Annotated in this window: 22 protein-coding genes and 1 tRNA gene; 16 read left to right on the top strand and 7 right to left on the bottom strand. The window is 54.9% G+C overall.

The window, feature by feature from the left end; all coding sequences use genetic code 11:
* Window positions 1-69 precede the first annotated feature (69 nt).
* The 3 genes from AC1EKS_RS05750 to AC1EKS_RS05740 all read right to left on the bottom strand — a co-directional run bounded on the left by AC1EKS_RS05750 (window position 70) and on the right by AC1EKS_RS05740 (window position 2351).
* Complete coding sequence (locus AC1EKS_RS05750) at window positions 70-597, bottom strand: dihydrofolate reductase (RefSeq protein ID WP_481009371.1); 528 nt, start codon at window positions 595-597, stop codon at window positions 70-72.
* A gap of 7 nt (window positions 598-604) precedes the next feature.
* Window positions 605-1399 (bottom strand): thymidylate synthase, encoded by a 795-nt coding sequence (locus AC1EKS_RS05745; protein ID WP_481009370.1) that lies wholly within the window; start codon window positions 1397-1399, stop codon window positions 605-607.
* A gap of 121 nt (window positions 1400-1520) precedes the next feature.
* Window positions 1521-2351 (bottom strand): hypothetical protein, encoded by an 831-nt coding sequence (locus tag AC1EKS_RS05740; RefSeq protein WP_481010304.1) that lies wholly within the window; start codon window positions 2349-2351, stop codon window positions 1521-1523.
* Between the two features lie 127 nt (window positions 2352-2478).
* Between AC1EKS_RS05740 and AC1EKS_RS05735 the strand changes: the two genes are divergently transcribed.
* From AC1EKS_RS05735 to AC1EKS_RS05710, 6 genes are all read left to right on the top strand, one after another.
* A complete protein-coding gene (locus AC1EKS_RS05735) occupies window positions 2479-2997 on the top strand; it encodes a DUF2505 domain-containing protein (RefSeq protein WP_481009368.1) in 519 nt (172 codons plus the stop codon).
* Between the two features lie 67 nt (window positions 2998-3064).
* Complete coding sequence (locus AC1EKS_RS05730; RefSeq protein ID WP_481010325.1) at window positions 3065-4513, top strand: sensor histidine kinase; 1449 nt, start codon at window positions 3065-3067, stop codon at window positions 4511-4513.
* Complete coding sequence (locus AC1EKS_RS05725; RefSeq protein WP_481010302.1) at window positions 4514-5452, top strand: TatD family hydrolase; 939 nt, start codon at window positions 4514-4516, stop codon at window positions 5450-5452.
* Between the two features lie 128 nt (window positions 5453-5580).
* Window positions 5581-6732 carry an aggregation-promoting factor C-terminal-like domain-containing protein gene (locus AC1EKS_RS05720; protein ID WP_481009366.1) on the top strand — a complete coding sequence of 384 codons (1152 nt, stop codon included), beginning with the start codon at window positions 5581-5583 and terminating at the stop codon, window positions 6730-6732.
* A gap of 12 nt (window positions 6733-6744) precedes the next feature.
* Window positions 6745-8820, top strand: coding sequence for a 16S rRNA (adenine(1518)-N(6)/adenine(1519)-N(6))-dimethyltransferase RsmA (gene rsmA, locus AC1EKS_RS05715; protein ID WP_481009365.1), 2076 nt, complete (start codon window positions 6745-6747; stop codon window positions 8818-8820).
* Window positions 8817-10688 (top strand): ABC-F family ATP-binding cassette domain-containing protein, encoded by a 1872-nt coding sequence (locus AC1EKS_RS05710; protein ID WP_481009364.1) that lies wholly within the window; start codon window positions 8817-8819, stop codon window positions 10686-10688. Before rsmA ends, AC1EKS_RS05710 begins: the two co-directional genes overlap by 4 nt.
* Before the next feature lie 68 nt (window positions 10689-10756).
* Here AC1EKS_RS05710 and AC1EKS_RS05705 read toward each other — a convergent pair whose 3' ends face one another.
* The 3 genes from AC1EKS_RS05705 to deoC form a co-directional block, all read right to left on the bottom strand.
* Window positions 10757-11293 carry a MarR family winged helix-turn-helix transcriptional regulator gene (locus AC1EKS_RS05705; protein WP_481009363.1) on the bottom strand — a complete coding sequence of 179 codons (537 nt, stop codon included), beginning with the start codon at window positions 11291-11293 and terminating at the stop codon, window positions 10757-10759.
* A gap of 169 nt (window positions 11294-11462) precedes the next feature.
* The gene (xylB, locus tag AC1EKS_RS05700; protein WP_481009362.1) at window positions 11463-12968 is read right to left on the bottom strand and encodes a xylulokinase; all 1506 of its coding nucleotides are present in this window, start codon (window positions 12966-12968) and stop codon (window positions 11463-11465) included.
* Between the two features lie 48 nt (window positions 12969-13016).
* Window positions 13017-13700, bottom strand: a complete 684-nt coding sequence (gene deoC, locus AC1EKS_RS05695) for a deoxyribose-phosphate aldolase (RefSeq protein WP_481009361.1) — start codon at window positions 13698-13700, stop codon at window positions 13017-13019.
* 457 nt (window positions 13701-14157) lie between these two features.
* Here deoC and AC1EKS_RS05690 point away from each other — a divergent pair.
* The 5 genes from AC1EKS_RS05690 to pth all read left to right on the top strand — a co-directional run bounded on the left by AC1EKS_RS05690 (window position 14158) and on the right by pth (window position 17851).
* Window positions 14158-14229: transfer RNA gene (locus AC1EKS_RS05690), tRNA-Gln, on the top strand.
* A 55-nt stretch (window positions 14230-14284) separates the two neighbouring features.
* Complete coding sequence (locus AC1EKS_RS05685; RefSeq protein WP_481010300.1) at window positions 14285-15304, top strand: bifunctional UDP-N-acetylglucosamine diphosphorylase/glucosamine-1-phosphate N-acetyltransferase GlmU; 1020 nt, start codon at window positions 14285-14287, stop codon at window positions 15302-15304.
* A gap of 70 nt (window positions 15305-15374) precedes the next feature.
* Entirely contained in the window at window positions 15375-16352 is a 978-nt protein-coding gene (locus AC1EKS_RS05680; protein WP_481010298.1) for a ribose-phosphate diphosphokinase, read from the top strand.
* Between the two features lie 195 nt (window positions 16353-16547).
* Complete coding sequence (locus tag AC1EKS_RS05675) at window positions 16548-17171, top strand: 50S ribosomal protein L25/general stress protein Ctc (protein ID WP_481010297.1); 624 nt, start codon at window positions 16548-16550, stop codon at window positions 17169-17171.
* Between the two features lie 83 nt (window positions 17172-17254).
* Entirely contained in the window at window positions 17255-17851 is a 597-nt protein-coding gene (gene pth, locus AC1EKS_RS05670) for an aminoacyl-tRNA hydrolase (protein ID WP_481010323.1), read from the top strand.
* 21 nt (window positions 17852-17872) lie between these two features.
* Here pth and AC1EKS_RS05665 read toward each other — a convergent pair whose 3' ends face one another.
* Complete coding sequence (locus tag AC1EKS_RS05665) at window positions 17873-19003, bottom strand: hypothetical protein (protein ID WP_481010295.1); 1131 nt, start codon at window positions 19001-19003, stop codon at window positions 17873-17875.
* 42 nt (window positions 19004-19045) lie between these two features.
* Between AC1EKS_RS05665 and AC1EKS_RS05660 the strand changes: the two genes are divergently transcribed.
* From AC1EKS_RS05660 to truB, 5 genes are all read left to right on the top strand, one after another.
* Window positions 19046-19510, top strand: a complete 465-nt coding sequence (locus AC1EKS_RS05660) for a ribosome maturation factor RimP (RefSeq protein WP_481009355.1) — start codon at window positions 19046-19048, stop codon at window positions 19508-19510.
* Between the two features lie 17 nt (window positions 19511-19527).
* Complete coding sequence (nusA, locus tag AC1EKS_RS05655; RefSeq protein ID WP_481010293.1) at window positions 19528-20517, top strand: transcription termination factor NusA; 990 nt, start codon at window positions 19528-19530, stop codon at window positions 20515-20517.
* Window positions 20518-20824: 307 nt separating this feature from the next.
* Window positions 20825-23623: a translation initiation factor IF-2 gene (infB, locus tag AC1EKS_RS05650; protein WP_481010292.1), complete on the top strand. Its 2799-nt coding sequence runs from the start codon at window positions 20825-20827 to the stop codon at window positions 23621-23623.
* A 69-nt stretch (window positions 23624-23692) separates the two neighbouring features.
* Entirely contained in the window at window positions 23693-24271 is a 579-nt protein-coding gene (gene rbfA / locus AC1EKS_RS05645; protein WP_481010290.1) for a 30S ribosome-binding factor RbfA, read from the top strand.
* A 12-nt stretch (window positions 24272-24283) separates the two neighbouring features.
* Window positions 24284-25327, top strand: a complete 1044-nt coding sequence (gene truB / locus AC1EKS_RS05640) for a tRNA pseudouridine(55) synthase TruB (protein WP_481010288.1) — start codon at window positions 24284-24286, stop codon at window positions 25325-25327.
* Window positions 25328-25334: the final 7 nt, after the last annotated feature.

Here is a 25334-nt window from a genome sequence, read left to right as displayed (position 1 = left end):
CGTGCCTCCCAATTTTATTGGCTTACTTCTTTTCTAAACGGTTACGATACACCAGTGTATCCAGCGGTGTTAATTGCCGGTAGAATCTTTTTTCTTATAGTAAACAAGCTGCCAGCGACAATCCCCGGAGATAGGGCGAAACTCACTATCGGAGCGTGCCGTATCCACCTGCCAAAGCTGCGGACGAATCTGGGGAGCGTGGGCGTAGTCAGGCTGGTCACCCACATCTAAATCCAGATAAGTAACCACCAGTTCATCAGCTACTGCCATCCCTTCCTCATAGAGGCGGGCCCCGCCGGTTATCCAACATCTTTCCGCCCCGGAATCCTCCGCTAGCTGAAGAGCCCCTGAAAACGAGGAAGCTACCTGTGCTCCCTCGGCCCGGTAGCCCTGCTGGGAAGTTAAAACAATATTTAACCTGCCGGGTAAAGGCTGTTTTCCTAAGGCTTCAAAAGAGCGCCGCCCCATAATAATCGGGCTCCCCATAGTGGTGGCTTTGAAATGTTTAAAATCAGCGGGAACATGCCACAGCATTCCCCGGCCATCCCCAATAACCCGGTGCGCTGCTTGCGCCCAAATCATGCCAATCTTCATCATTTGCCTCCTAAACCGCTATCGGCGCTTTAATAGTCGGGTGGTGGCGGTAGTTTTCGATCTCGATATCTTCCCACTTATAGGTATAAAGATTATCGGCGCGGCGCAAATGTAAAGCGGGGAAGGGGTAAGGATCCCGGGAAAGCTGCTCACGCACCTGCTCCACATGGTTGTTGTAAATATGGCAATCCCCGCCAGTCCAAATCAAATCCCCGACTTCCAGCCCGCTTTGCTGAGCCAACATATGGGTGAGCAAAGAATAGGAAGCGATATTGAAAGGAACCCCCAGGAACATATCGCAAGAACGCTGATAGACCTGCAGAGAGAGGCGGCCGGCGGCTACGTAAGCTTGAAAAAGCAGGTGGCAGGGGGCAAGTGCCATTTTATCTAGTTCCGACACGTTCCAGGCCGATACCAACATCCGGCGCGAGGAAGGGTCATTCTTAATGGTGTCAAGCAGGTTTTCGATCTGGTCGATATTGCCCTGTGGGCTGGGCCAAGAACGCCACTGGACCCCGTATACCGGCCCCAGCTCGCCCTCGGCGTCGGCCCAGTCATCCCAGATATGAACCTTTTTTTCCTGCAGAGGACGCACATTAGAGGTACCAGATAAGAACCAGAACAGTTCCTCGGCAACTCCCCGCATAAATACTCGCTTAGTAGTAATTAAAGGGAAAGATTCTGCCAGGTTATAGCGCAGCTGAGCTCCAAACAGGGAACGGGTACCGGTTCCGGTACGATCTTGCTTCTCGCTGCCGGTTTCTAAAATTTTGGCCAGTAAATCCTCGTATTGCCTGTCCGTCACGCGCCCTCACCTTTCGCTAGTCCTTGCCCATATTCTAGCCGGTTATTAGCAATTATCGCGCCGCACTCAGCTGAGAGCGGCAAGCAGGGGAGGAAAAAGTACTGTTGGAATCCGCAGCGTCTTAATCGGCGAAGAAATCAGCTTCCACTTTGGAGGAGCGGGCCGGCTCGGCAGTAACATCAATCACCGGTGCCAGTTCCACCAGCAAATCCTGGGAAGAAATATCACGAATCGGTCCCAAGGCGGCTTGTACGCCCTCGGTGGTGCGCCGCGCTACTGCCTTACCTGATAGGTACCCCACCCCGGCACCAATTCCAAAGGGAATCAGTCTCCCAGCGATCCGGCCTGCGGTACGCCGAGTAAGTTTCTTAGATGCATATTTCATCAGAGCTTTGTTAACTTGCCCCAAAGTCGGGGAAGACAGATTCTTCAGCGAGGAGCGAGCCCAAGCTAGGGTACTGAGTCCCAACTGGTCGGAAACAATCGCGGCGCCCTCTTCTCCGAGCAGGCTAGATAACACCAAAGCTCGGCGCTCTTCGCGATCGGCCGGGCGTACTCCGTGTAGACGCGAAACTCCCAGAATGTAAGTGGTGGTCTGTACCGCATAGACGGCTAGTTCCCCGGCGGTCAGTCCCAAGGCCACCCCGGTGCCACCGCCCGGCAGAGCCGCACCTGCTCCCACTGCTGAGGACGCGTAGGCGGTACGGCGGATATATTGCTTACTTAAAATCTTTTCTAGGTCTGCGGCATTTGCCTGAGGATGGGCCTTTACTAGTTGCAGCAGCTTGTTGTCAATATGTTCACTGGGAATATCTAGGAGGGCATCTACTACCTCCCCAAAACTAGAGGCTCGGCGAACTTTCGTCACTGACTCGCGCAAAGCCGTGGCAATCTCTTTGCTGGAGGCACGATTTTTGGAGCGAAAAAAATGGGGAGTCTTAAAGTCAAACATGAGAGATTTTCTCCTGGCCGTCCTAGTGGTTAAAGTGGGTACAATCTAAATGCTATTTCAGGTTAGCCGCCTCCGCGGGACGCGGCCAGCCTACCGGCAGATGAAACCTTGAAGAAAGGGATAGCGCTTGCGTAAATTCGAGCTAGAAGTTGAGTATCCGGCCTTACCAGAGCAAGTTTGTCAGATGCTCACCGACCCGAGATTTTTGGAATTTCGCTGGACGCAAATGCCGCAAGCTAACTGTCAAGTTCAGGTGGAACGGGCAGGGGAAGAAACTTTTGTTTCGCGGGCAAAGGTAAGGTTGGCTGAACTGGCTGCTGCCTCTGCCTACGCGCGGTTGCTCCCCGAGGAGTTGGAAATCGAAGTGGTAGAAAACTGGATCAATAATCCTCGCCCCGGTCTTTTTGCTCAAGGTGACTTCGAGGTACGGTTCGGCAAAGTTCCCGTACAGGTAACAGCGGGAAGCTTCCTGGAGATTTCCCCCGACGATCCCCGGCAAACCCGGCGGAAGATTAGCGGTACCCTCCAGGTAAATATGCCCCTAATCGGAGGCAAGATTGAGCGAGAGCTGCTATCACATCTGCAGGTTTTCGCTGATGGGGAGGAAGAAGCGGCGACGCGGTGGTTGGCAAATCGGGCCAGCTAAGGCTATGCCGATCCCCTCGGTTCCGACCTCAATCGACACCTAGCATAGACTGGTATTCGTGAGTGGGATGCGGGAACTGATCCGCCGCTACGGGCAGGATCTATCAGAGGGCGATATCGACCATCTGCATATGTTGGTGGGAGACTGGCAGGTGCTATCCGACATAGCCAGTGCCGACTTAATCTTATGGATTCCGGGTGAGCAGGGCCGTTTTGTGGCGATTGCCCACGCCCGCCCCGGATCCGGCTTTACTATCCATCTTGATGACGTGGTGGGGTTGTCGGCGTCGCCAAAACGTTCTGGGATGTTGGCGGAGGCGGTTGGCCCTGACTCGCGACCTACAATTCCCGAGGTGAGTTGGGCAGGGTCTTATTCAGTGATTGCCAGCGCCCTGCCAGTGCGGCATAACGGCCGGGTAGTGGCGGCCCTTACCCAAGAGGTGAACATTCAATCTCTGCGGGTGTTTGAACAGCAGGAACAGTGGTTTCATAAAACCGCAAATGTGCTTTGCGAAATGATTTCTGCCGGGGTGTTTCCCAATTCTGCGATCCCGCCGGCCACTAAGCATGGGATGCCGCGTTTGATCGATGGGGCTATTAATTTGGATGCGAGCGGGCGGGTACTTGACCTGACTCCGAATGCCCGTTCCTGCTTGCGCCGTCTGGGGGTGCGAGAAGAGGTCAATGGCGCGGTACTTGCGGAATTAATAACCGAGGTGATCTCAGACCAATCTGAGGTAGATGAAGCTTTGCCAGTGGTGGTGATGGGTAAAGCTTCTTGGGTAGCGGAAGTAGAATCTTCCGCCGGAATCGTGTCTTTTCGGGCGCTGCCGCTTAAAGAGGACGGTAAACGCGTTGGTGCGCTGTTGCTGTGCCGAGATGTAACTGAGATGCGCCGTCGGGAACGCGAACTAATGACCAAAGATGCCACTATTCGCGAGATTCACCATCGGGTAAAAAATAATCTGCAAACGGTTTCGGCACTTTTGCGCATGCAGATTCGACGCTCGGATTCCCCGGAGGTAAAAGCGGCGCTGGGGGAGGCGGAACGGCGGGTGGCCGCCATTGCGCGCGTGCATGAAGAGCTATCGTTAAATGTTGACGAAACCGTTGAGTTCGACAATATGATCTCTCGCCTCTTGCGGATGTCGGCGGCAATGGCTACTACTGATCAAACAGTTGAAACCGCTTTTACCGGCAGTTTTGGGATGGTAGATGCCGATGCTGCTTCGGCGTTGGCAGTGATAATTTCCGAATTGGTAGCCAACGCGGTAGAACACGGCCTGGGGGAGCGAGGGGGCAAAGTCACCCTAGAGGCTAAACGAGATGGGAATAAACTCGATGTTTGGGTACGCGACAACGGTTGCGGACTGGAGGATAAGCCATTGAATGGTTTGGGAACTTCGATTGTACGCACTTTAGTGCGCGGCAATTTGAATGGCACGATTGACTGGAGCTGCCCCGAACAAGGTACCCAGGTACATATCCACTCCCTTCTTGAGGAGGATGCTAGATAGATGGGGAAATCACGTAAGCGCCGCGGGTGGCCGGAAGTCCCTGAACCTTTAGCGGGCAAAGTGGTAGATAACCACACTCATTTACCGCTGTGGGACGAGCAGATCCCCCTGGTCGAGGGGGTGCGTCTGAGCTTAGCTGAACAATTGGAGCGCGCCCAAAAAGTGGGGGTTAGCGCCATGATTACCTCTGGTTGTCAGGTAGATGAATTGGCCCCGACGGTACGTCTCGCTGAAGAGCATCCTCAGGTGTTTTGCGCGTTGGCGATTCACCCTAATGAGGCGGCTTTGCACGCGAAAGTGGTGGCGACTGCCCCCGATGGGCAAACCTATCAGCTACAGGAATGGCATCAGCGCTATTCTCTAGAGCAGGCCGTTCAGCAGGTTTATGAAATGGTGACCTCCTCAGAAAAAGCGATAGCTATTGGGGAGAGCGGCTTGGACTATTTTCGCACTTCCCCTCAGGGGCGAGCGGCGCAGCAGCAGGGCTTTCGGATGCATATTTCCTTAGCTAAGGAGTTGGGCCTGCCCCTGCAGATTCATGACCGCGAGGCCCACGCCGATACTATTCGGATTCTGCTGGAGGAAGGTGCCCCCGAGCGGACGGTTTTCCACTGTTTTAGCGGCGATAAGGAAGTTGCGCAGGTACTTGCAGAAAATGGCTGGTATGCCTCGATTGCGGGACCGGTTTCCTATAATGCCAATCAGTGGTTACGGGAGGCGGCGGCGGCAATGCCTGCTTCGCTATTGCTGGTAGAAACCGATGCGCCCTATTTAACCCCTCATCCGCACCGGGGACAGCCGAATGCCTCCTATATGAGCGTGTGGACAGTGCGTAAGCTAGCGGAAATAACCGGGCGGAGCGAAACCGAGATGGCGCGGCAGTTGGTTGCTAATACTCGTGAGGTTTACGGTGAGGCGGTTACCGCCTTCGCCGCTTAACGAACACTGCTTAACGGACGGTTAAAGTATCTTCACAAACCCGGGTAAGGCTACTAAAATAGAGGCTGGTATTGCCTTAGGTATAGGTCACATCGGGGTAGCCAGTTGATAACAATCAGGTTACAGTTGTGGTTAAAGAGAAAATAGCTAAGGATGCTGCAGCTACTACCGACGCAATAAGGAACCACGTGAGCAGGAGACATCGACGCACCAGCGCCAAAGTAACGGCGATATTCACCGGCATCGCCACCGCCATTGTTCTAGGCGGGGGAGTTGCCGTGGCCAGCGAATATAAGACGGTCACGGTTACCGTTGATGGGGCTAGTCGCCAGGTGCAAACCATGAATCGTACCGTCGAGCAAGTCGTTTCGGATATGGGAATAAAAGTTGGTCCCTACGACCAAGTAATTCCCGGTCTTGACACTCATATGTCTCGGAACCAAAAAATTAAAATCGTGCATGCCAGCCCGGTGGTGTTACAGGGAAGCAAAGACGCAAAAATCGGTTGGGGAGTGACCGACCATGATGCCCCCCAGTTGCAGGCAACTTTTAGGGTTGATGGCCGGGAAGTTAGCGGCTCCTATACCGAGGGCGCAGATCCGCGGGTAGCGGCGCAGGCAGCGGGGATTGAACTTTCTGCTCTTGATCGGGTGATGGTGGAAGCAACTACTCCCGCCACCGCCACTATTAAGGTTTCGCGGGTGGAACGCGGGGTAACTAAGCAAGAGCAAGTTACGGCTCCTCCCGTCAAAGAGGTAACAGACCAGAACCTAGCGCCCGGGGCGAAAGTTGTGGAGGACGAAGGGAAAGAAGAAGTCACCGCGAAAAGTACTTTCGTAGAAAAAGTCGATGGACAAGTCGCTTTTCAGTCCCCCGAACAGGTGACTACGGTGGTTAAGGCCGAACCCAAGATTGTCAGGGTAGGGCCTGCAGATACCTCGGGTAATACCGATACCGACTATGGGCCGGTAGTACCGGCGGGAGCAGCTCAAGAAATTGCCCACGAGATGGTAGTTTCACGCGGTTGGTCAGAAGGACAGTTTACCTGCCTGGTAAAGCTATGGAATCGCGAATCTGGATGGAATAGTCGCGCGGAAAATCGCAGTTCTGGTGCCTATGGGATTCCGCAATCTCTGCCGGGAAGCAAGATGGCCTCTGCTGGTGCGGACTGGCGTACTAATCCGGCTACCCAAATCAGGTGGGGGCTAGATTATATCGCGGGACGCTACGGCGACCCCTGCGGTGCCTGGAAGCATTCCGAAGAGGTCAACTGGTACTAGTAGGCTAGAGGGGTGGAAAAAAACCCGCCTGTTAAGCTGCTAACTCCCAGCGTAATTCATCAGCTGTGCCGCCAGCTGGATATTCGCCCAACCAAACAGTTGGGGCAAAACTTCGTCACCGAGCCCAATGCTATTAGAAAAATTGTGCGCGAATCTGGGATCAAAACCGGTGACCAGGTGCTAGAAGTTGGCCCCGGACTAGGATCGCTAACTTTGGGTCTGCTAGAGGCGGGCGCGCAGGTAGCCGCCTGCGAGATCGATCCCCGCCTAGCTGGGTTTTTGCCGGCAACTATTCTAAGTCACGCCCCTGGTGCTGCCAGCCAGATGTATCTGCTTCAAAAGGATGCCTTAAAGCTAGTCCCGGCAGATTTAAGCGGCATGGTCAGCATTGCCGAGGACGCTAAGGGAAGCGCGGATCTGATACCTGGCGCGAGCCGGGACTTTTCCCCGACGGTCTTGGTATCTAACCTGCCCTATAACGTAGCAGTTCCCGTACTTTTGCATTTATTCGCGGCTTTCCCTAGCTTGGAGCGCGCTTTAGTGATGGTGCAAAAAGAGGTAGCGCTGCGTTTGTGCGCCCTGCCCGGCTGTAAAATCTACGGGGTTCCCAGCGTGAAAATCGCCTGGTATGGCCAGGCGCGAATGGGATCTGAGATTTCACGGCGAGTTTTTTACCCGCAACCGAACGTGGATTCGGCGTTAGTAGAGATCGTGCGCGATAGCAAAACCTTCATCGCCCGCGAAGATAGTGACGAGACCGAGAGTTTGCAGGGCAAACAGGCAGGAGACCAGGCGCTTAGGCCGGTAGCAGATAAAGAAGCGGAGCGGGAAGCGGTGTTTAACCTGATTGACCAGGCATTTGCTTCCCGGCGCAAGATGCTGCGGGCGGGACTAAAATCTTGGGCCCGGCCCTTGGCGGTTGTACCGCTACTTAAAGCGGCGGGAATCGATCCCACCACGCGCGCGGAAAATTTGGAGGTTAATCAGTTTTCCTCGCTCTCCCGCCTGCGTCGCGCCCTGCTGTCCGGTTTCGAAAATGTGCAGGAGGCAGCGGCAAAACCCAGCGCGCAAATCCCTTCTCAGGCAGCAACGGCGGGTGAGGCCGCGCCTGGTAGCACCGGCAATATTGAAGGAAAAACTGCTACCGCCAGTGCAAACGGTAAAATAAATCTTTTTTTGGCCTGCGGGGAACCGGCAGCTGGTTATCACGGCCTCTCGACGATATTTCAAGCGGTGAACCTGCGAGAAACCGTGGAGATTACTTTGCAGCCCTCCGGTATTGACTTGCAGATGTCCTTTAGTGCGCCCTTAGGGGCAGTAGGTTATGACCGCCGCCGTGACCGGGAGGCACTTTGGGGACTAGATCCTAAAAATAACCTGGCTACCCGAGCCTTCATGCTGGTAGCCGCGCAATGTGGTTATCGAGGAGGAGCGCGGATCAAGGTTGACAAACAGGTGCCAGTAGCTGCTGGCATGGCGGGAGGGTCTGCCGATGGCGCGGCAGCACTCCTAGCCGCTAACCAAGTGTTGGAAACAGGACTTAGCCGGGAGGAGCTTGCCGAATTGGGAGCGAGCCTAGGCGCCGATGTTCCCTTTGGGCTTTATGGGGGAACGAGTTTTGGGGATCGGCGCGGTGACCGGATTACCCCCCTCCCGCCGGCGAAACGTTTGCACCTAGTGGTAGCGGTCTCCCCTAAGACGCTGCCCACCCCCCAGGTTTTTAAGCAATTTGACCAACGCGAAACGGCACGCGACATACTTCCAGATTTAGCCGATTTGGCCCCCCTCCTGACAGCGGTTTATGCCGGGGACTTAGCTGCATTGCGTGAACTGATTGGCAACGATTTGCAAGCACCGGCGCTGCAGCTGCTTCCCGAGTTGACCGCAACTTTAGAGGCGGCAAAAAAGCAAGGGGCTCTCGCCCTTATCTCTGGTTCTGGCCCCAGCGTGGTTTGTCTGGTAGAAACCGCTGCTCAGGCCAGGAAGTTGGCAACTTTTATGGCGCAGCTTCCGCAGGTAGCCTATGCGCTTCCCCTGGCCTTTAGCGCCTCTGAACTGGATCTCTCCCGAAAGCAGTGGTTGGCGTGAGTACCTTCTTAGCTGGAACTCACGAAGCCGGCGCCCTCGCCGGGCCGCGTCGCCTGCTTGCCGGAATAACTGTCAGCCTCGCTCCCTGCGACCGGATCGGAATCTTAGGGCCCAATGGTGCCGGAAAATCTACGCTGCTGCGTCTGCTGAGCGGAACCCAAGAACCCGATAGCGGCAGTGTCACCTTTGCTCCGGGGGTAAGTTTTGCCTGTCTATCCCAGCAGCAAACCCTGGATCCTGCGCTGAGCGTGAAAGAGGAAGTCCACGGGAACATCCCCGACTATCAGTGGGCATCTAAGCCGCATTTGCGCCAAATTGATGAGGGACTCCTGCCGGATATAGATCTATCCACTAAATGCGCCGAGCTTTCTGGGGGACAGGAGCGCCGGGTAGCCTTGGCGCGCACCCTGGGCAAAGATGCCCCCATTCTGGCGCTAGACGAGCCCACTAACCATTTAGATGTGGAGGGGGTAGCCTGGCTGGCCCGCTATCTCAATAACCGTTTTAGCTCTGGAAATGGCGCTTTGGTGGTGATTACCCACGACCGTTGGTTCTTGGATGCGGTTTGTAACCGGATTTGGGAGGTAGTGCCGGGAGTTGACCCCGGGTTTGGGCGCGAACAGATTCCTGGGCACGTGGAAGAATACGAGGGTTCTTACGCCGCCTATGTACTTGCCCGGATGGAGCGGGCACGGCAAGCCCAGGTGGCGGAAGAAAAACGTCAGAACCAGTTGCGCAAAGAACTTGCCTGGTTGCGGCGGGGAGCCCCAGCGCGTACCTCCAAACCGAAGTTTCGGATTGATGCCGCCGAAGCCCTGATTAGTGATGTTCCCCCGTTGCGTGACAGCGTAGAGTTAGTGCGCCTGGCCTCGGCGCGCCTGGGGAAACGAGTAATTGAGCTCGAGGACGTGTCCTTTTCTTATCCCGGGTCGAGGCGAAAAATCTTAAACCGGGTGACTTGGCGGTTAAATCCCGGTCAGCGGGTAGGGATTATCGGGGTCAACGGTGCGGGTAAATCCACTTTACTGGGGATTATGAGTGGGAAACTTACTCCCACCCAAGGCAAAGTTAAACGGGGAAAAACCGTGCAGCTAGCCACCCTAGAGCAAACTCCCCAGATCCGGGGGATGAATCCCGATTTGCGAGTGGTAGAAGCGATCTCCCAGATCAAGGAACGAATCCAGTGGGGAGAACGAGAGATAACCGCCGCCAAATTGGTAGAAAAACTGGGATTTAGTAAAGAGCGTGCCTGGACTCGGGTAAGTGACCTTTCCGGTGGGGAGATGCGGCGGCTACAGATCGCCTCCCAGCTGCTGGCGGAACCGAATGTATTGATTTTGGATGAACCCACGAACGACCTGGATACCGATACTTTGGCACAGCTTGAAGATCTGCTAGATTCTTTCCCCGGCACCCTGGTAGTGGTTAGCCACGACCGCTACCTGCTGCAACGGGTAACCGATTCGCAGGTGGCGCTACTGGCAGACGGTACTTTGGCGGCGCTGCCCGGCGGGGTGGAGCAGTATTTACAATTGCGGGCAGCCGGGGAGATTTCCGCAGGTAGCGACCGCGGGGATACAGCTGATAAAACTACCGGTGAGGGTAGCGCGAAAACCGGCAAGCAAGCACAAAAAAGCGGGGCAGAGATTTATCGGGCGCGGAAGTTACTTTCAGCTACCGAAAAGAAATTAGAGAAGTTGCAGGGACAGCTCAAACAGGTAGATCAGGAGTTAAGCGAAGGTGCCGCCGATACTTCCCCCGAAGGCTGGGAGCATCTGCAAAGGCTTAATCAACGCCGCGCCCAATTGGTTAGCGAGGAGGAAGAGCTAGAAGAAAACTGGTTGCGCCTGTCAGAAACTTTGGAGTAAACCAAGATGCCCTTGGGGAGCGGGAACCAGGTGGCAATCAGCGTAAAAATGGGAAAGCCTGCAGGTATTTACCGCAGAGGACGCACCGGGGTGCCTTCGAAAGGTAACAGTAGTCGCCGCAGCAGTCCCGAGAGCACTTTTCGTTCCTCCTCATCTAAGGGAGATACTAAGTCTGATTCGCGCCGCAGGAGTTCCTTGAGGGCCGCATCAACTCGGGTAACTCCCTTGTCCGTAAGGGACACCAGCACGGCGCGGCGGTCATGAGGGGAGGGGGTGCGTTTTACTAGCCCCTTCTTTTCTAGGCGATCGATGCGATTGGTCATGGTGCCGGAAGAAACCAGCAGTTCTTGCAGTAAGGTACCAGGGGTTAAAGAATAGGGGGCGGCGGCGCGGCGTAGCACCGACAGCACATCAAATTCCCAAGGCTCCATCCCTTGCGCACTAAAGGCCTCTTTACGAGCCAAATCTAGGTGGCGAGCCAGACGAGCGACCCGGGAGTAGACCTCCATTGGAGAAACGTCCAAGTCAGGGCGTTCAATCTGCCAGGCAAGAATAATGCGGTCGACTTCGTCAGTAGCGTCAGAGGTAATATTCTGTGGAATCACAAGCTAAGTTTACTCGAAGTCGAGACATCGGTCTATGCCTCGACGTACCTTACGTATATTGAGCGCGTGATTGGATTGGTGCCTCATTAGCGACTCGCTGTGGGTGGTGGCCGACAACGATGTCGTGCCTACCACCCACAGCGAAACGTGAGTTCTACCTAAGTTGTTGTCAGTTATTACTCTCGATCGTGGCGTAGGTATCCGAGAACCACGGAATCAGCCGTTCATATGCGTCGTTGAACAACCTATAGGGCTGTTCGTAGCGGTTGTGAATTGCGATGTCCGGGGTTATATCGGTGTCTCGTTTCGACAGGCGTTGGGCAACCGAAAAATCATCAAAGACTCCGGTGCCTACACCGGCCAGAACAGCCGCGCCGATCGCGTTAGCTTCATCTACGATGTTGCGGGGCGCAACTGGTATGTTCCAGATATTTGCCATGAGCGAGCACATGACAGGGGACTTTGCGAGGCCACCAATGACGTCAATATGGTCGACGTTGAATCCAGCATCGGAAAAGGCCTCCAAGCCGACTCTTAGGTTAAAGGCAACGCCCTCGAGTATTGCCTTCATCATATGTTCCTGTTTGTGGTCCATGTGTAGGCCAGCGAAGACCCCTCGAGCCAGCGGATTCCAGTGCGGTGAACGCTCTCCAATGAGATAGGGGAGGAAGAACAGCCCCGACAGTGCAGCGTCAACCCCATCGGCCTGATCAAGGAACTCTTCATAGGTCTTCCCACCCGAGAGGACATCCATGCCCCATGAAACGGATGCCCCACCGGCCTGCATCGTTGCTGTCGGAACGAACTGTCCCGGAATCACGTGGTTAAATGTCATCGATCGCATCTTAGGATCGAGTAGAGGTTTCGATGAGGAAAGCGAGACCCATGACGATGAGCCTAGATAGGAATATGCGCCCGACTCTTCATCGATAATTCCCGCTCCGAGGGCTGCAACGGGGCCATCGCCGCCGCCAATGATGACTGGTGTTCCCGCCATCAAACCTGTTTCTTGCGCGGCCTCGGCCGTCACTTCGCCTACTTTGTCGGTAGAGGCGATGATCTCGGGGAACAGCGAACGTTTAAGTCCTGCGGCGTCAATGATGTCCCACGCCCATGTTCCAGCGGACTGATCGTAGGCATTCGTTGACGATGCGTCCGACGGGTCCGTAACGAGACGGCCAGTTAATCTCATCGCAACGTAGTCTTTAGCGAGGCAGAAACGCTTGATACGGGAGAAGTTTTCCGGCTCCTGGGCGCGAAGCCACATCAGCTTTGTCAGGGAGTAGGTGGGGTTTAGTCTGTGACCGGTAATCCGGTAGCAGTCCTCCATCGATATCGTTTTCTCAAGCTCGGCCGCCTCTTTGGTTGACCGAGTGTCCGCCCAGATGATAGCCGGACGGACAACCTCGTCGTGCTCGTCAAGGGGAACCAGTCCCATCATCTGGCCTGAGAATGAGATTCCATTGATATCGGCTGCGGCTGTGTTGGATTTTTCAAGCAGAATTCGGTTGGCCTCGGCCACCGCATGGAACCAATCGTGGGGATTCTGCTCTGCTTTGCCGTCTGTGCCCCAGTCAGCACCATAATTGACGGTGTGCGAAGCAAGCATGGTGCCATCGTCTGACACCAGGGTTGCTTTGTTTCCAGTTGTTCCGAGATCGTGCGCAATCAGCATGTGTACTCCTTTGTTCTCTTGCTTAAGATTGAGATCTGCGTTAGCTCGCTAGTTACCGTAACGCTTATTGAATTCCTCAACGAGGGCAACGCCTGAGGACGTTCCAATACGGGTGGCCCCCGCTTCAACAAACGCCAAGGCGTCATCAAGGCTACGAATGCCGCCAGCTGCCTTGACCTGGACATCATCGCCGACGATGCTCTTCATTAGCTCAACATCGGGCAAGGTGGCTCCTCCGGGCCCGAAACCTGTCGAGGTCTTGATGAAATCGGGCTTCACTTCACGTGCGATGTTGGCCAGAGTGGTCTTTTCCTCGTCTGTGAGGTAACAGTTCTCAAAAATGACTTTTGAAACGACGTTCGCGTCCCGGCATGCCTTAACGATCCGGGTCATTTCCTCGGTGATATAGTCTTGATTTCCTGCTTTGAGCTCGGTGATGTTTACGACATAGTCAATCTCAGTGGCGCCATCAGCGATAGCAGACCGGGTTTCATTGACTTTCTCGTCAATTGTGAGCTGGCCGAGGGGGAAGGAAATCGCGGCTCCGACTCCTACCCCCGAACCGTCCAATAGTTCCGAACACATCGACACTGGGTATGGATTAATCGCTACCATGGCGAATTTGTATTGTCGCGCCTCTGCGCACAGCACGTCGAACTGTTCCTTCGTTGCATCGGGCTTCAACAATGTGTGGTCAATCATCGCGGCAAACGTTTGGGTATCCAGATTCATATCAAACTCCGTTGTTGTTGAACATGTGCTTGTACTCACACAATTGTACCGACGCCTGCGGTGAATTACTAGAGGTCGGCGTACTAATCAAGGTAGAAAAAGCACGCGAGAAACGGACAACCAAACTCACCATCGGCATCAAAACCCACGCCGCCTAACCCCCGCTTCGCGTTCAAATTGATATGAGGCACCACATGCCGGGTTACTCTGAAGAGCATCACGAAGTTAGGTTTATTCAAAATATGGATCTGGCCACAGAAATTAGTAGCTGGTGAAGTTCTTTCATGGACGGGCAAGCAACTAAATAATGACTGCTAGCATCCGTTTTTATCTCTCGCCGAGCGTCATTATCCGGGAATACCGTCAAAAAATGATTAGCGGCCGCAGCCGGGAAAACTCTAGGTATAGCAACGCAGTTTTAGAAACTTTTTTCGGATGTGTAAGATAGAGGAAGTATTCCGCCCTGGTGTATAGGTAACACGCGGGCTTTTGGTGCCTTGAGAGCCGGGTTCGAATCCTGGGGGCGGAACTGGCATCTGAGGTGCCTACTATTTCCAATCCGGCTACCTGCAAGGGGGCAAATCATGGAAAATACACCCGCTGCAGCGATTATTCTAGCTGCTGGTAAAGGTACTCGGATGAAATCTGCCCGTCCCAAAGTGCTGCACCCCTTGGCGGGAAAAGCCCTGCTGGGACACGCCATTGATGCGGTAGCTGCCCTGAAACCGGGGGCACTATGCGTAGTTATTCGCCATGAACGCGAAGCGGTAGCTCAGTACATAAACAGCTATTGCCCGCAAGCAGTTCTAGCTGATCAAGATGAAATTCCCGGAACCGGGAGGGCGGTGCAATGCGCCCTTCAAAAACTGAATGAGCAAGGTCAGCTCAGCGGAACCGTGGTCATCACTTCCGGTGATGTACCCCTGCTGGAAAGCTCCACCCTGGAAAAACTGCTGGAAACCCACCAGGCAGACGATAATCAGGTAACTATTTTGACCACCGAGGTGCCTGATCCCAGTGGCTACGGGCGGGTAATCCGCTCTGATTCCGGCGCAGTTAGCGCCATCGTAGAGGACCGCGACTGCCAGGAAACGCAGCGGCAAATCCGAGAAATCAATGCCGGGATTTATGCTTTCGACGCCGAATTCCTCTCCCATGCCCTTTCTGGTCTCGGTACCGATAATGATCAGGGCGAAGTGTACCTGACTGACACTATTGCCTTGGCAGCAAGTAATGGGCGCGCAGGTGCCTTTCTTATCGATGACTATATGCAGGCAGAGGGATGCAACGACCGGGCACAGCTGGCGGGATTGCATCGCGAATATAACCGGCGGATCCTAAAGCAACTGATGAAAGACGGGGTTAGCATTATTGACCCCGAAACCACTTGGATTGAAAAAAGTGTCACTATTGCTGCTGATGCCCGCGTTTTGCCGGGATGCGATTTACATGGAAATACTGTGATTGGCGCTGGCGCCGAGATCGGGCCTTTTACTTCCCTAACTGACGTGAAGGTGGGGGAGGGCGCTCGGGTGCGCCGCTGTGATTTGCAGGCAGTAAATCTGGCGAGCGGCTCCAACCATAGTTGCGAAACCAACCTTTAGGGCGTTTCATGGCTTGTAGAATCAAAATAATGGCAGGGCGAATCTAGCCAAAAATGAAAGGTAATACGCGATGACGGGGATTAAATCTACAGGTCAAAAACACCTTTTGATTGTACCGGGACGGGCGTACCCCGAACTTGCACAAGGAATTGCCGAGGAACTCCATACCGAGGTATTACCGACTGTCGCCTACGACTTTGCCAATGGCGAGATTTACGTGCGATTTTCCGAGTCGGTCCGAGGGGCAGACTGCTACGTGGTGCAGTCACATACTGCACCTTTGAATAAGTGGGTAATGGAGCAGATGATTATGGTGGATGCCCTCAAACGGGCATCGGCCTCGCGGATAACCGTGGTAGCGCCCTTCTTCCCCTACGCACGGCAGGATAAAAAACACCAGGGGCGCGAACCCATCTCTGCCCGTCTGATCGCGGACTTATTTAAGACTGCCGGTGCTGACCGCTTGATGAGTGTCGATTTGCACGCTGCCCAAGAACAGGGATTTTTCGATGGACCCTGGGATCACCTCTATGCGCAGCCCGTCCTGATCGACTATGTGAAAAGGCGGGTAGACCAAACTAATTTGACGATAGTTTCTCCCGATGCGGGCCGTATCCGGGTAGCGGAAAAGTGGGCCAATAAGCTGGGTGGATGTGAGCTGGCCTTCGTGCACAAGACTCGAGACACCACTCGTCCTAATGTGGCGGTTGCCCACCGGGTAGTGGGCACGGTTGAGGGGCGTACCTGCGTACTGGTTGACGACTTGATTGATACTGGCGGAACTATAGCGGAAGCCGTGAAAGTACTGCTGCATTCGGGGGCAAAAGACGTGATTGTGGCGGCCACCCACGGGGTGCTGTCTCCGCCTGCCGCCGAACGCCTCTCTACCTGCGGGGCGCGAGAAATTATTGTTACCGATACCCTGCCGATTTCGGTAGATAAACGTTTCCCACAGTTGACGATCCTGCCAATTGCGCCCCTGTTGGCCAGCGCGATTCGCACCGTTTTTGATGACGGTTCGGTTACCGCCCTCTTCGGTCAAGATTAGGAAAAACGCCTGGCGCTAAATGTGAGTTGCCAAACCTTTTACACCTTCCGGTTTTACCTCGCCGGATTGGGACTATATCCTAAAAGTAGGTAGCCTCGGCGAGGGCGCATTAGCGCCGTTATCGACGTGGCCGTGGGAAATCCCACGTCCTCCGGGGTCCCGAAGATATCCGTTATCCTAAGGAGGAAAACAACTATGGCAGCAGAACTATCTGCACAGGTACGTAAGGAAACCGGTAAGGGCGCAGCGCGTCGCGCCCGTCGGGCGGGACAGATTCCGGCAGTGCTCTACGGGCACACCGTAGAAGAAAACCTGCACTTGAACCTGCCGGGGCATGAAACTTTTCTGATCGTTAAAGATAACCCCAACGCGATTATTAACCTCGATGTGGATGGGGAACAGCACCTGGTACTGCTAAAGGAAATCCAGCGTCATCCGGTACGCCGCGATATTTTGCATATCGACCTATTGGCGGTTAGCCGGGACGAAAAAGTGGAAGTGGAAGTACCGGTCTCGGTGGTTGGCGAGCCTACCCCTGGTACCGTGGTCAACTTGGAAATCTTCAACTTGCCGGTGGAGGTATCTCCCTTGGAGATCCCCGAAGAAATCGTTATCAACGTGGAAGGCTGGGAAGAAGGCCGAGTATTGCGTGCTAGCGAGATAGAACTACCTGCAGGGGTAGTTACCACGCTGGACGACAATCACGATGTACTCTCTATTACTCTGCCGGAAGAAATGCCGGAAGAGCCGGTTGTGGAAGAGGAAGAAGAGAGCGAAGAGGATTCCGAGGAAGAAGAAAAGGAAGAATCCGAAGAGTAACCACTACTTGTATAGTTTCGGGGAGGGCAGCTGTCCTCCCCGAAACCAATTCTGTGGGGTAGAGATTTTATTTGGGGGTTGAAGTGGAACCGTCTTGGCTGGTGATAGGCCTGGGAAATCCGGGTGATAAATATGCGGGCACCCGCCATAATGCCGGTCACTTGGTGATCGAGAACTTGGCGCAAACCCAAGGAGAGCAGCTGCGGCGCCACAAAACTGGCTGCCAGGTAGCGAGCTTCCATGTGGGAATGCCCGGCACTTTGGGGCCGACTCTGCACTTGGCGAAGCTTGATTCCTTTATGAATACTTCCGGCGTCCCCACCCAAAAACTCGTGAAGTTTTTTGGGATTGATCCCACTCAAAATTTGCTGATAGTCCATGATGACCTGGATTTGCCCGCCTACGATTTGCGGCTTAAACGCGGAGGCGGAGAGGGCGGACACAACGGCCTGCGCTCCATCAGTCAAAACCTGGGGACAAAAGACTATGCCCGTTTGCGGATCGGGATTGGGCGTCCTCATCCCCGTCAAGACCCTGCCGACTATGTGCTCTCGCGTTTTCCCCGGGGGGAACAACGCGCCCTCGAAGACGTCCTAGATCGCGCGGCAGCAGCGATAACTGAAGTGGTAACGGCAGGTTTTACCCGCGCGCAACAGCGCACAAACTCCCACGTTCAATAGGAAGCTAACTAGAAAAGCTACCTACTGGACGACGGAGGGAGTGCTGATTTTTACCTTCGCATCCTTGGGGTTTAACCCCGGAAGTACTCCCGCATTCTGTCCCAACTGTGCCTGTAAATCCACCAGACTAGCCAGGGTCTGAGCCACCAGAGCCTTTTGCGTATCGGGAACCACTGCCAGCAAATCCATCTGCACCTGGCCGGCAAGACCTAATCCCTTGACAACCGTTGTTTTATCGGCACCGCCCAGACCCGCATAGGGTTGGTAAACCGCATCGCGCGGATCGGTACCCAATTGGGTAATCAGTTCTTGCTCCTGCCGCAGCAACAGCGGGGTGATTACATCAGAAGCCAAGTTTTTAAGTTTCACATCCTGGCCTTGAGCCACTTGTTTCTCGATGTTGAAACGTAAAGCATCTAATTGGCGAATTCCTTGTCTTAGCTCACTTGCTTGCTGCTTGGTAAGCGGGCTCGGCCCAGTATCCTGCCCGTTCTGGTCTGCTTTAGTTTTATCGGGGCGCCATTTTCCGTCTTGGTAGCGCTGCGCAGTGAGTGGAGTGGTCTTGGCAGGCGGAAGGGTTAGGGAAGCCGCTGCGGCGATCTGTTTATTTTCCCGCTCCATGGCGACTCCCGTCGCGAATAAAACCTTCGCTAATGACATTGTTTCCTGTGCATCCGCGGTAGCTTTTTCATCTCCCTCGCTAGCGGCTAGTTGCTCCCGGGCCAAGGTCGTAATCTCCCCGGCGTCCTTGAAGGTATCAGCCTGACAATCTGCAAGTTTTTGAGCCAAGGCTTTCCCGTTTCCCGGAATCCGGTAAACCGCGGGCTCAGGCAGATTCTCCGGTTTTTCTTTCTCCGACAATTTCACCTGGAGGTTTGGCCAACGGGGCCCCAATACTTTGCTGCGAGCAGCGAAGTTGCCTTTGAAAGCCGCCAGCTTCGGGTCGCCGGCGAAAATACGCTCGATTCCCGAACCGATCGCCTCTTGACAAGCGCTGGCACGATATCGCGCCATCTGGGTTACACTCGCTCTCACAGCGTTGCCGGAGCCATCATCAAAGCGTACTCCGCAGCCAGACAGGCTTAGCGAAGCAACTAACAGACCCGTTAGGGGAACAATCCAGGTTTTCTTCATCAAAGTTAAGTTTGCCACGGGTAACATATTTTTTAAAATGTTTAATCAGCGAGGGGAAAAATGGCTAAAGAAAAAACCAAACTTGAAAATGAACTCTATGAGTTACTGACCCCAGATTGTCAGGCGGCCGGTCTTTTCCTGGAGGAGGTGTCCTTAAAACGCGCCGGTAAATATACCCGCCTAGTGGTGACGGTAGATTTGCCCCACGGGCCGGGAGCCGTGCGTGAAGATCAGCTTTCTCAGGTGACCTTAGAGATCTCTCGACATCTAGATGAGGTAGACCCCATAAACGGCACCTATAACCTGGAGGTCTCCACGCCGGGAATTGAGCGACCGCTAAAGGATGAACGTCAGTTTTCGAGGGCGATTGGGCACCGCGTATTAGTTAAGAGGTGTGATGGCCCCAGCGAAGAGGGTAAACTGGTAGCTACGACAACTGAAGAAATCGAACTGGAAACCACCGCGGGGCAGCGCACTATCGCCTTGGAAGATATTGCGCAAGCTCAGATGGTGGTGCAGTTCTAAGGCTCGTAAGGAGCATCATGGATATTGATATGGCCGCGTTACGCATGGTAGAGGCGGAGAAGGGCGTCAGCTTAGATACCCTCATGGATGCTATCGAGGACGCTCTGCTAAAGGCATACCACAACGCCCCCGGGGCGCTTGATGATGCCCGGGTAGAAGTTGATCGCAAAAATGGCCATGTGATGGTGATGGCAGCCGAAATCGATGAAGACGGCAATAAAATCGGGGAGTTCGATGACACCCCCTCGGGATTTGGGCGCATCGCTACTACCACTGCTCGCTCCATCATTATGCAGCGGCTGCGGGAAGCCGAGGACGAGCAGGTGCTGGGGTCTTTCCGGGATAAGAAAGGCGAAGTAGTTTCGGGGATCATCCAGCAGAGCCGAGACAAAGACACCGTGGTGGTGAAAGTCGGCGAGTTCGAAGCGGTTTTGCCGAAAGCCGAACAGGTTCCGGGAGAAAAATATCACCACGGGCAGTGGATCCGGGCGGTAGTGGTAAAAACGATGCTCGGTGAAAAAGGGGCTCGGATCGAGGTTTCCCGCCGTCACCCCGACTTGGTGCGCGGACTCTTCGCCCGGGAAGTCCCGGAGATTACCTCTGGGGAGGTGGTTATTGAATCGGTGGCGCGGGAAGCTGGTTACCGTACCAAGATTGCGGTGCGTTCCACGCGACCGAATATTAATGCCAAGGGTGCCTGTATCGGGCCTATGGGGCGGCGCGTGCGGGCGGTCATGAATGAGCTTAACCACGAAAAAATCGACATTATTGACTATTCCGAGGATGTAGCGACTTTTGTTGCTAATGCGCTTTCACCTGCGCATGTTACGTCTGTCACGGTAGAACCCGCCGAACATGTATTGGCGCATGTGGTAGTACCGGATTTCCAACTATCTCTGGCTATCGGTAAAGAAGGTCAAAATGCGCGTTTAGCTGCTCGTTTAACCGGAGCAAAGATTGATATTAGGTCGGATCTTGACCCGGAATCGGACAGCGAGGAAGCCTAAACGCTGGGGATAATTTATTTTTTAAGTCTGTCACTGGCTTCGGCTTATTTAAGCTAAGGCGCTAATATAGATTACGGAACCTAACTTTGGTTGCAAAGGACGCACCGGTTCTCGGCATTGCCTGACCGGTGCTTTCTTGTGAGCAAGTGAGGAACTTTTAGGCAAGGTTACCGGCATCTACACCCAGTGGATGCCCGATACAGGAAAGCAGGGTTGGAAGCTGATGGTCACCCGATGAGCAACCAGCGATGATCTGCCAATTTAAGCAATAGCCTGCTCCATGCTGGGCAGGCCAGCAAGGAGAATTGTGGCAAAACTTAGAGTTCATGAGTTAGCGAAAGAGCTCGGAACCACTTCGAAAATTGTGCTGCAGGCACTAAAAGACTCGGGGGAGTTCGTCAAAAGCGCGTCCTCGACTATCGAGGCTCCGGTGGCGCGGAAAATGCGAGAGCATTTTGCCAAACTAGCGGAAGAAGCAGAAACAGCGGCTCCCCAGGCGAAAGCGGCGAAGAAGAAAGACGCTGCTGCCGCCGCTAAAACTAAGGTAACGAAGGCGCGGGCGAAGAAGAGTACTAAACCTGCCGCTCCTAAACCTGAGAAACCAGCGGCAACGGAGACTGCGCCGGTGCAGGAAGAACCCGAACAGAAGCTGGAATCACCCACCCCTGCCAAGAAAACTGGTACCGGATCGGCCCCCAAGCCGGGTCCGAAGCCGGCCGTTAAAGAAACTGAGGCGAAGCCGCAGGAAAAGGCAGCTAAGCCGGCACCTAAATCCGGCAGGTCAGCGGCGAAACCTGGCCCCAAGCCAGCTCCTCGTCCCGGCGCTCCGCGTCCGGGTAACAATCCGTTTGCCTCGGCGCAGGGAATGCCACGTCAAGGTGGTCCGCGTCCGGGCAATAATCCGTTTGCCTCGGCGCAGGGAATGCCACGTCCAGGTGGCAGTTCGGGGCAGCGTAAGAACGCTGGCCGCGGACGTCCCGGTCGGGGAAATCGTCGGGGGTCGGGGGCAACTCCGAACGTGATGCCCACGCATTCCGCAAATGCCCCCATGATGGATCAACCAGCGCCTTCCCGCGGTCAGCGCCGCGGTGGCGGTCAAGGCGGGCCGGGGGGCCCTGGCGGCCCGGGTCGTCCCGGCGGTCACCGGATGAACAACCGGGGTCGCGGCGGTTTTGGTGCTACCCAAGGTGCCTTTGGTCGGGGCGGATCTTCGAAAGCTAAACGGCGCAAATCAAAACGCGCAAAACGCGCCGAGTACGAGCAAACAGCTCCGAAGATCGGCGGCGTACAGGTTCCTCACGGAGATGGTTCGACGCCTTTGCGCTTGCGTTCGGGAGCTTCCCTAGCGGATATGGCAGATCGGATCGACTGTGATCCCGCATCCTTGGTAACCGTGCTGATGACCTTGGGAGAGATGGCTACCTCCAACCAGTCTTTGGACGAGGATACTTTGGTGACGCTCGGCTCAGAACTGGGCTATCAGGTAGAGGTAGTCTCGCCCGAGGACGAGGATCGCGAACTGCTCGAATCCTTCGATATTGACCTTAAAGAGGAAGAGCAAAGCGATGAAGAAGATGCCCTTCCGCGTCCGCCGGTAGTTACGGTTATGGGTCACGTTGACCATGGTAAAACCAAGCTATTGGACGCGATTCGCGATACCGATGTGGTGGGCGCCGAACATGGGGGAATCACCCAGCATATCGGTGCCTACCAGGTAAATATCGATATGGATGAGACTCGCCGCGCCATCACCTTTATCGATACTCCCGGTCACGAAGCGTTCACCGCCATGCGTGCGCGCGGGGCGGAAGTTACCGATATTGCGATTTTGGTGGTCGCTGCCGATGACGGGGTTATGCCCCAAACGGTGGAGGCGATCAACCACGCCCAGGCAGCTAATGTGCCGATTGTAGTGGCGGTAAACAAGGTTGATAAGCCTGAGGCCAATCCGGATAAAGTTCGCGGCCAGCTTACGGAATATGGCTTGGTCGCCGAGGAATACGGCGGCGACGTCATGTTCGTTGACGTCTCGGCAAAGCAGCGTAAAGGCATCCACGAATTGTTAGAGGCAGTGCTGCTAACTGCGGATGCAGCGCTGGAGCTGAAAGCTAATCCGGATGCTCCCGCACGCGGGGTAGCGATCGAAACTCGCCTGGATAAAGGACGCGGGGCCGTGGCCACTATTTTGGTGCAGCGCGGTACCTTGCGCGTTGGCGATTCGATTGTGGTGGGCTCGGCTCACGGTCGGGTACGCGCCATGCTCGACGAGTACGGCAACCAGGTTGAGGAAGCTGGTCCTTCCTTCCCCACGGCGGTGCTGGGCCTTACCAGCGTGCCGGGAGCAGGAGATTCGCTACTGGTAGCCGAAGATGAACGCACTGCTCGCCAGATTGCCGATAAGCGGCAGGCACAGCAGCGCGCCGCCCAACTGGGCAAACGCCGCAAGCGGATTTCACTGGAAGATTTCAATGCCGCTTTGGAACAGGGCAAGGTAGACACTTTGAACCTGATTTTGAAGGGCGACGTTTCCGGTGCAGTCGAAGCCTTGGAAGATTCACTGCTCAAGATCGATGTGGGCGAAGAAGTGCAGCTGCGGATTATTCACCGCGGCGTGGGCGCTATCACCCAAAACGATATCAACTTGGCCAGTGTGGACAACGCGGTAGTTATCGGCTTCAACGTGCGCCCGGCGCAGCGAGTGGCCGAATACGCCGATTCGCAAGGCGTTGATATGCGGTTCTACAACGTCATCTATCAGGCGATTGAAGATGTCGAGAGCGCGATGAAAGGTATGCTCAAACCCATTTATGAAGAAAAGCAGATGGGGATGGCAGAAATCTTGCAGGTGTTCCGCTCTTCCAAGTTTGGTAATATCGCCGGTTCGGTGGTGCGTGAGGGTCTGATCAAGCGGGGCGCGAAGGCCCGCTTAGTACGGGACGGCGTGGTAGTTGAACCGGAACTGCAGATCTCTTCTTTGCGTCGCGAAAAAGATGATGTCACCGAGGTTCGCGAAGGCTTCGAATGTGGTATTTCGCTGGGTGTCAAAGACATCAAGGTTGGAGACCAGATCGAAACCTGGGAGATGGTGGAGAAACCACGCGATTAGCGTTACTGGTCGGCTTTTTGGGCGCGAGCGTTTTGCGCCCAAAAAGCCGCATTAGGTAAAGGAGTTTTCATGGCTGATCAGGCGCGTAGACGCAGGGTCGAAGACCGGATTCAAACTACGGTGGCTCGGCTTTTGGAGCGGCGCATCAAAGATCCCCGTATTGGTTTCACTACGATCACTGATTGTAAAGTTACCGGAGACTTGCAACACGCCACTGTGTTTTACACGGTTTATGGGGACGAGGATGACCGCAAGAAAACTGCGCGCGCTCTAAATAGCGCGAAAGGTTTGATCCGCTCGGAGGTCGGTAAGGCGCTAGGGATTCGCCTTACCCCCACTATCGAGTTCGCTCTTGATGCCCTGCCGGAACAAGCTGCCAGCTTCGAGGAGAAACTGGCGAGTGCACTGCAGTCTGACCAGCAGCTACACGGGATTTCTCAGGCGGCGTCCTATGCCGGAGAAGAAGACCCCTATCGTAAACCTCGGGAAAAGAAGGTTTACGAAGAGGAGCCGGCGGTACCGGCTTTCACCGAATGGACTGGTGAGGACGATATTTTGGATGAGGACGCGGACGAGGAAGCGCCTGCAGATTCCCCAGAATCCGGTGCGGTAGAAACTTTCGGCGCAGATAAACACTTTGAAAGTTAAGTAGCTGCACTTATGGATACTGCCAAAGGCGCGCCCGATTTTGCTCCCGCAGGCGCTGAGCTTCCGGTTCCGCGTGCGCAAACAACCGCTCCTGATGGGGTATTAGCGGTAGATAAACCCTTAGGGGTAACCAGTCATGATGTAGTGGCGCGTCTGCGCCGCCTGACGGCTACCCGCAAAGTGGGGCACGCCGGTACCCTAGATCCGGCGGCCTCTGGAGTGCTAGTAGCCGGTATCGGACGGGGAACGAAACTGCTGCAATACCTGCAAGGACAGAAAAAAACTTATGTTACCCGGGTATGTTTCGGGGTGGAAACCGATAGTGAGGACGCTGAAGGTACGGTCACCGCGAGGCGCGGGGCTAGCCTAGACGACCTGGAGAATCTGGAGAGCATACTGCCGACGTGGCGCGGGCCAGTAATGCAAGTGCCAAGCGCATTTTCCGCCTTGAAAATTCGCGGGCGGCGGGCGGCCGACCGGATTCGAGCCGGTGAAGAAATACACATGGAACCCCGACCGATTACTATCTATGAACTGGTCGCTCTGGGGGCGCCGCAAGCGGGAGAACTCGCTGGGGTAGGGGTAGTTTATCAAGATCTCAGAGTTACCTGTTCGGCGGGTACCTATATTCGCGCCCTCGGTCGAGATTTAGGGAATCAGCTGGGAGTGGGGGCGCACCTAGTAGCACTGCGCCGCCTAGCGGTCGGTGCCTTTACTGCCAGCGAGGATGTTAGCTCCAACGTGCCTTTTAGTGCCTATAGTCTGGCGGAACTGGCGCAAATAGTCAGCTCCGGCAAAGAACTGCCGCTAGTGAGCCTCGATAAAATCTGTGGGGAACTGTTTCCCAGCTGCCAGGTAACCCCGGAAATACTCACCGCCCTAGGTTACGGCCAGCGCCCCGAAATCACCTCTGAAATTCCCGGTGAACTGGGCGAAGGGGGCCAGGGGACACCCGCAAAAGTTTATGGGCTGTATCTGCCCGGTAAAGAAATATCGCTATTGGCGTCGCCAGTGGAGGGCAAGTGGCGATCTGTACTAAGTTTACAAAGTAGGTAAAAGGAGG

It is taken from the genome of Varibaculum sp. C0165D1 (assembly GCF_056590355.1).
The sequence above is the reverse complement of the archived record's forward strand: the minus strand, read 5'-3'. Positions and strand labels throughout refer to the sequence as shown.

Excerpts from the sequence above, each read along its gene's own strand:
- AC1EKS_RS05660 (WP_481009355.1), top strand. The coding sequence starts at position 19,046 with ATGGCTAAAGAAAAAACCAAACTTGAAAATGAACTCTATGAGTTACTG.
- AC1EKS_RS05680 (WP_481010298.1), top strand. The coding sequence starts at position 15,375 with ATGACGGGGATTAAATCTACAGGTCAAAAACACCTTTTGATTGTACCG.
- AC1EKS_RS05740 (WP_481010304.1), bottom strand. The coding sequence starts at position 2,351 with ATGTTTGACTTTAAGACTCCCCATTTTTTTCGCTCCAAAAATCGTGCC.
- rbfA (WP_481010290.1), top strand. The coding sequence starts at position 23,693 with ATGGCTGATCAGGCGCGTAGACGCAGGGTCGAAGACCGGATTCAAACT.
- AC1EKS_RS05685 (WP_481010300.1), top strand. The coding sequence starts at position 14,285 with ATGGAAAATACACCCGCTGCAGCGATTATTCTAGCTGCTGGTAAAGGT.
- AC1EKS_RS05675 (WP_481010297.1), top strand. The coding sequence starts at position 16,548 with ATGGCAGCAGAACTATCTGCACAGGTACGTAAGGAAACCGGTAAGGGC.
- AC1EKS_RS05725 (WP_481010302.1), top strand. The coding sequence starts at position 4,514 with ATGGGGAAATCACGTAAGCGCCGCGGGTGGCCGGAAGTCCCTGAACCT.
- AC1EKS_RS05750 (WP_481009371.1), bottom strand. The coding sequence starts at position 597 with ATGATGAAGATTGGCATGATTTGGGCGCAAGCAGCGCACCGGGTTATT.
- xylB (WP_481009362.1), bottom strand. The coding sequence starts at position 12,968 with ATGCTGATTGCGCACGATCTCGGAACAACTGGAAACAAAGCAACCCTG.
- deoC (WP_481009361.1), bottom strand. The coding sequence starts at position 13,700 with ATGAATCTGGATACCCAAACGTTTGCCGCGATGATTGACCACACATTG.
- truB (WP_481010288.1), top strand. The coding sequence starts at position 24,284 with ATGGATACTGCCAAAGGCGCGCCCGATTTTGCTCCCGCAGGCGCTGAG.
- AC1EKS_RS05730 (WP_481010325.1), top strand. The coding sequence starts at position 3,065 with ATGCGGGAACTGATCCGCCGCTACGGGCAGGATCTATCAGAGGGCGAT.
- nusA (WP_481010293.1), top strand. The coding sequence starts at position 19,528 with ATGGATATTGATATGGCCGCGTTACGCATGGTAGAGGCGGAGAAGGGC.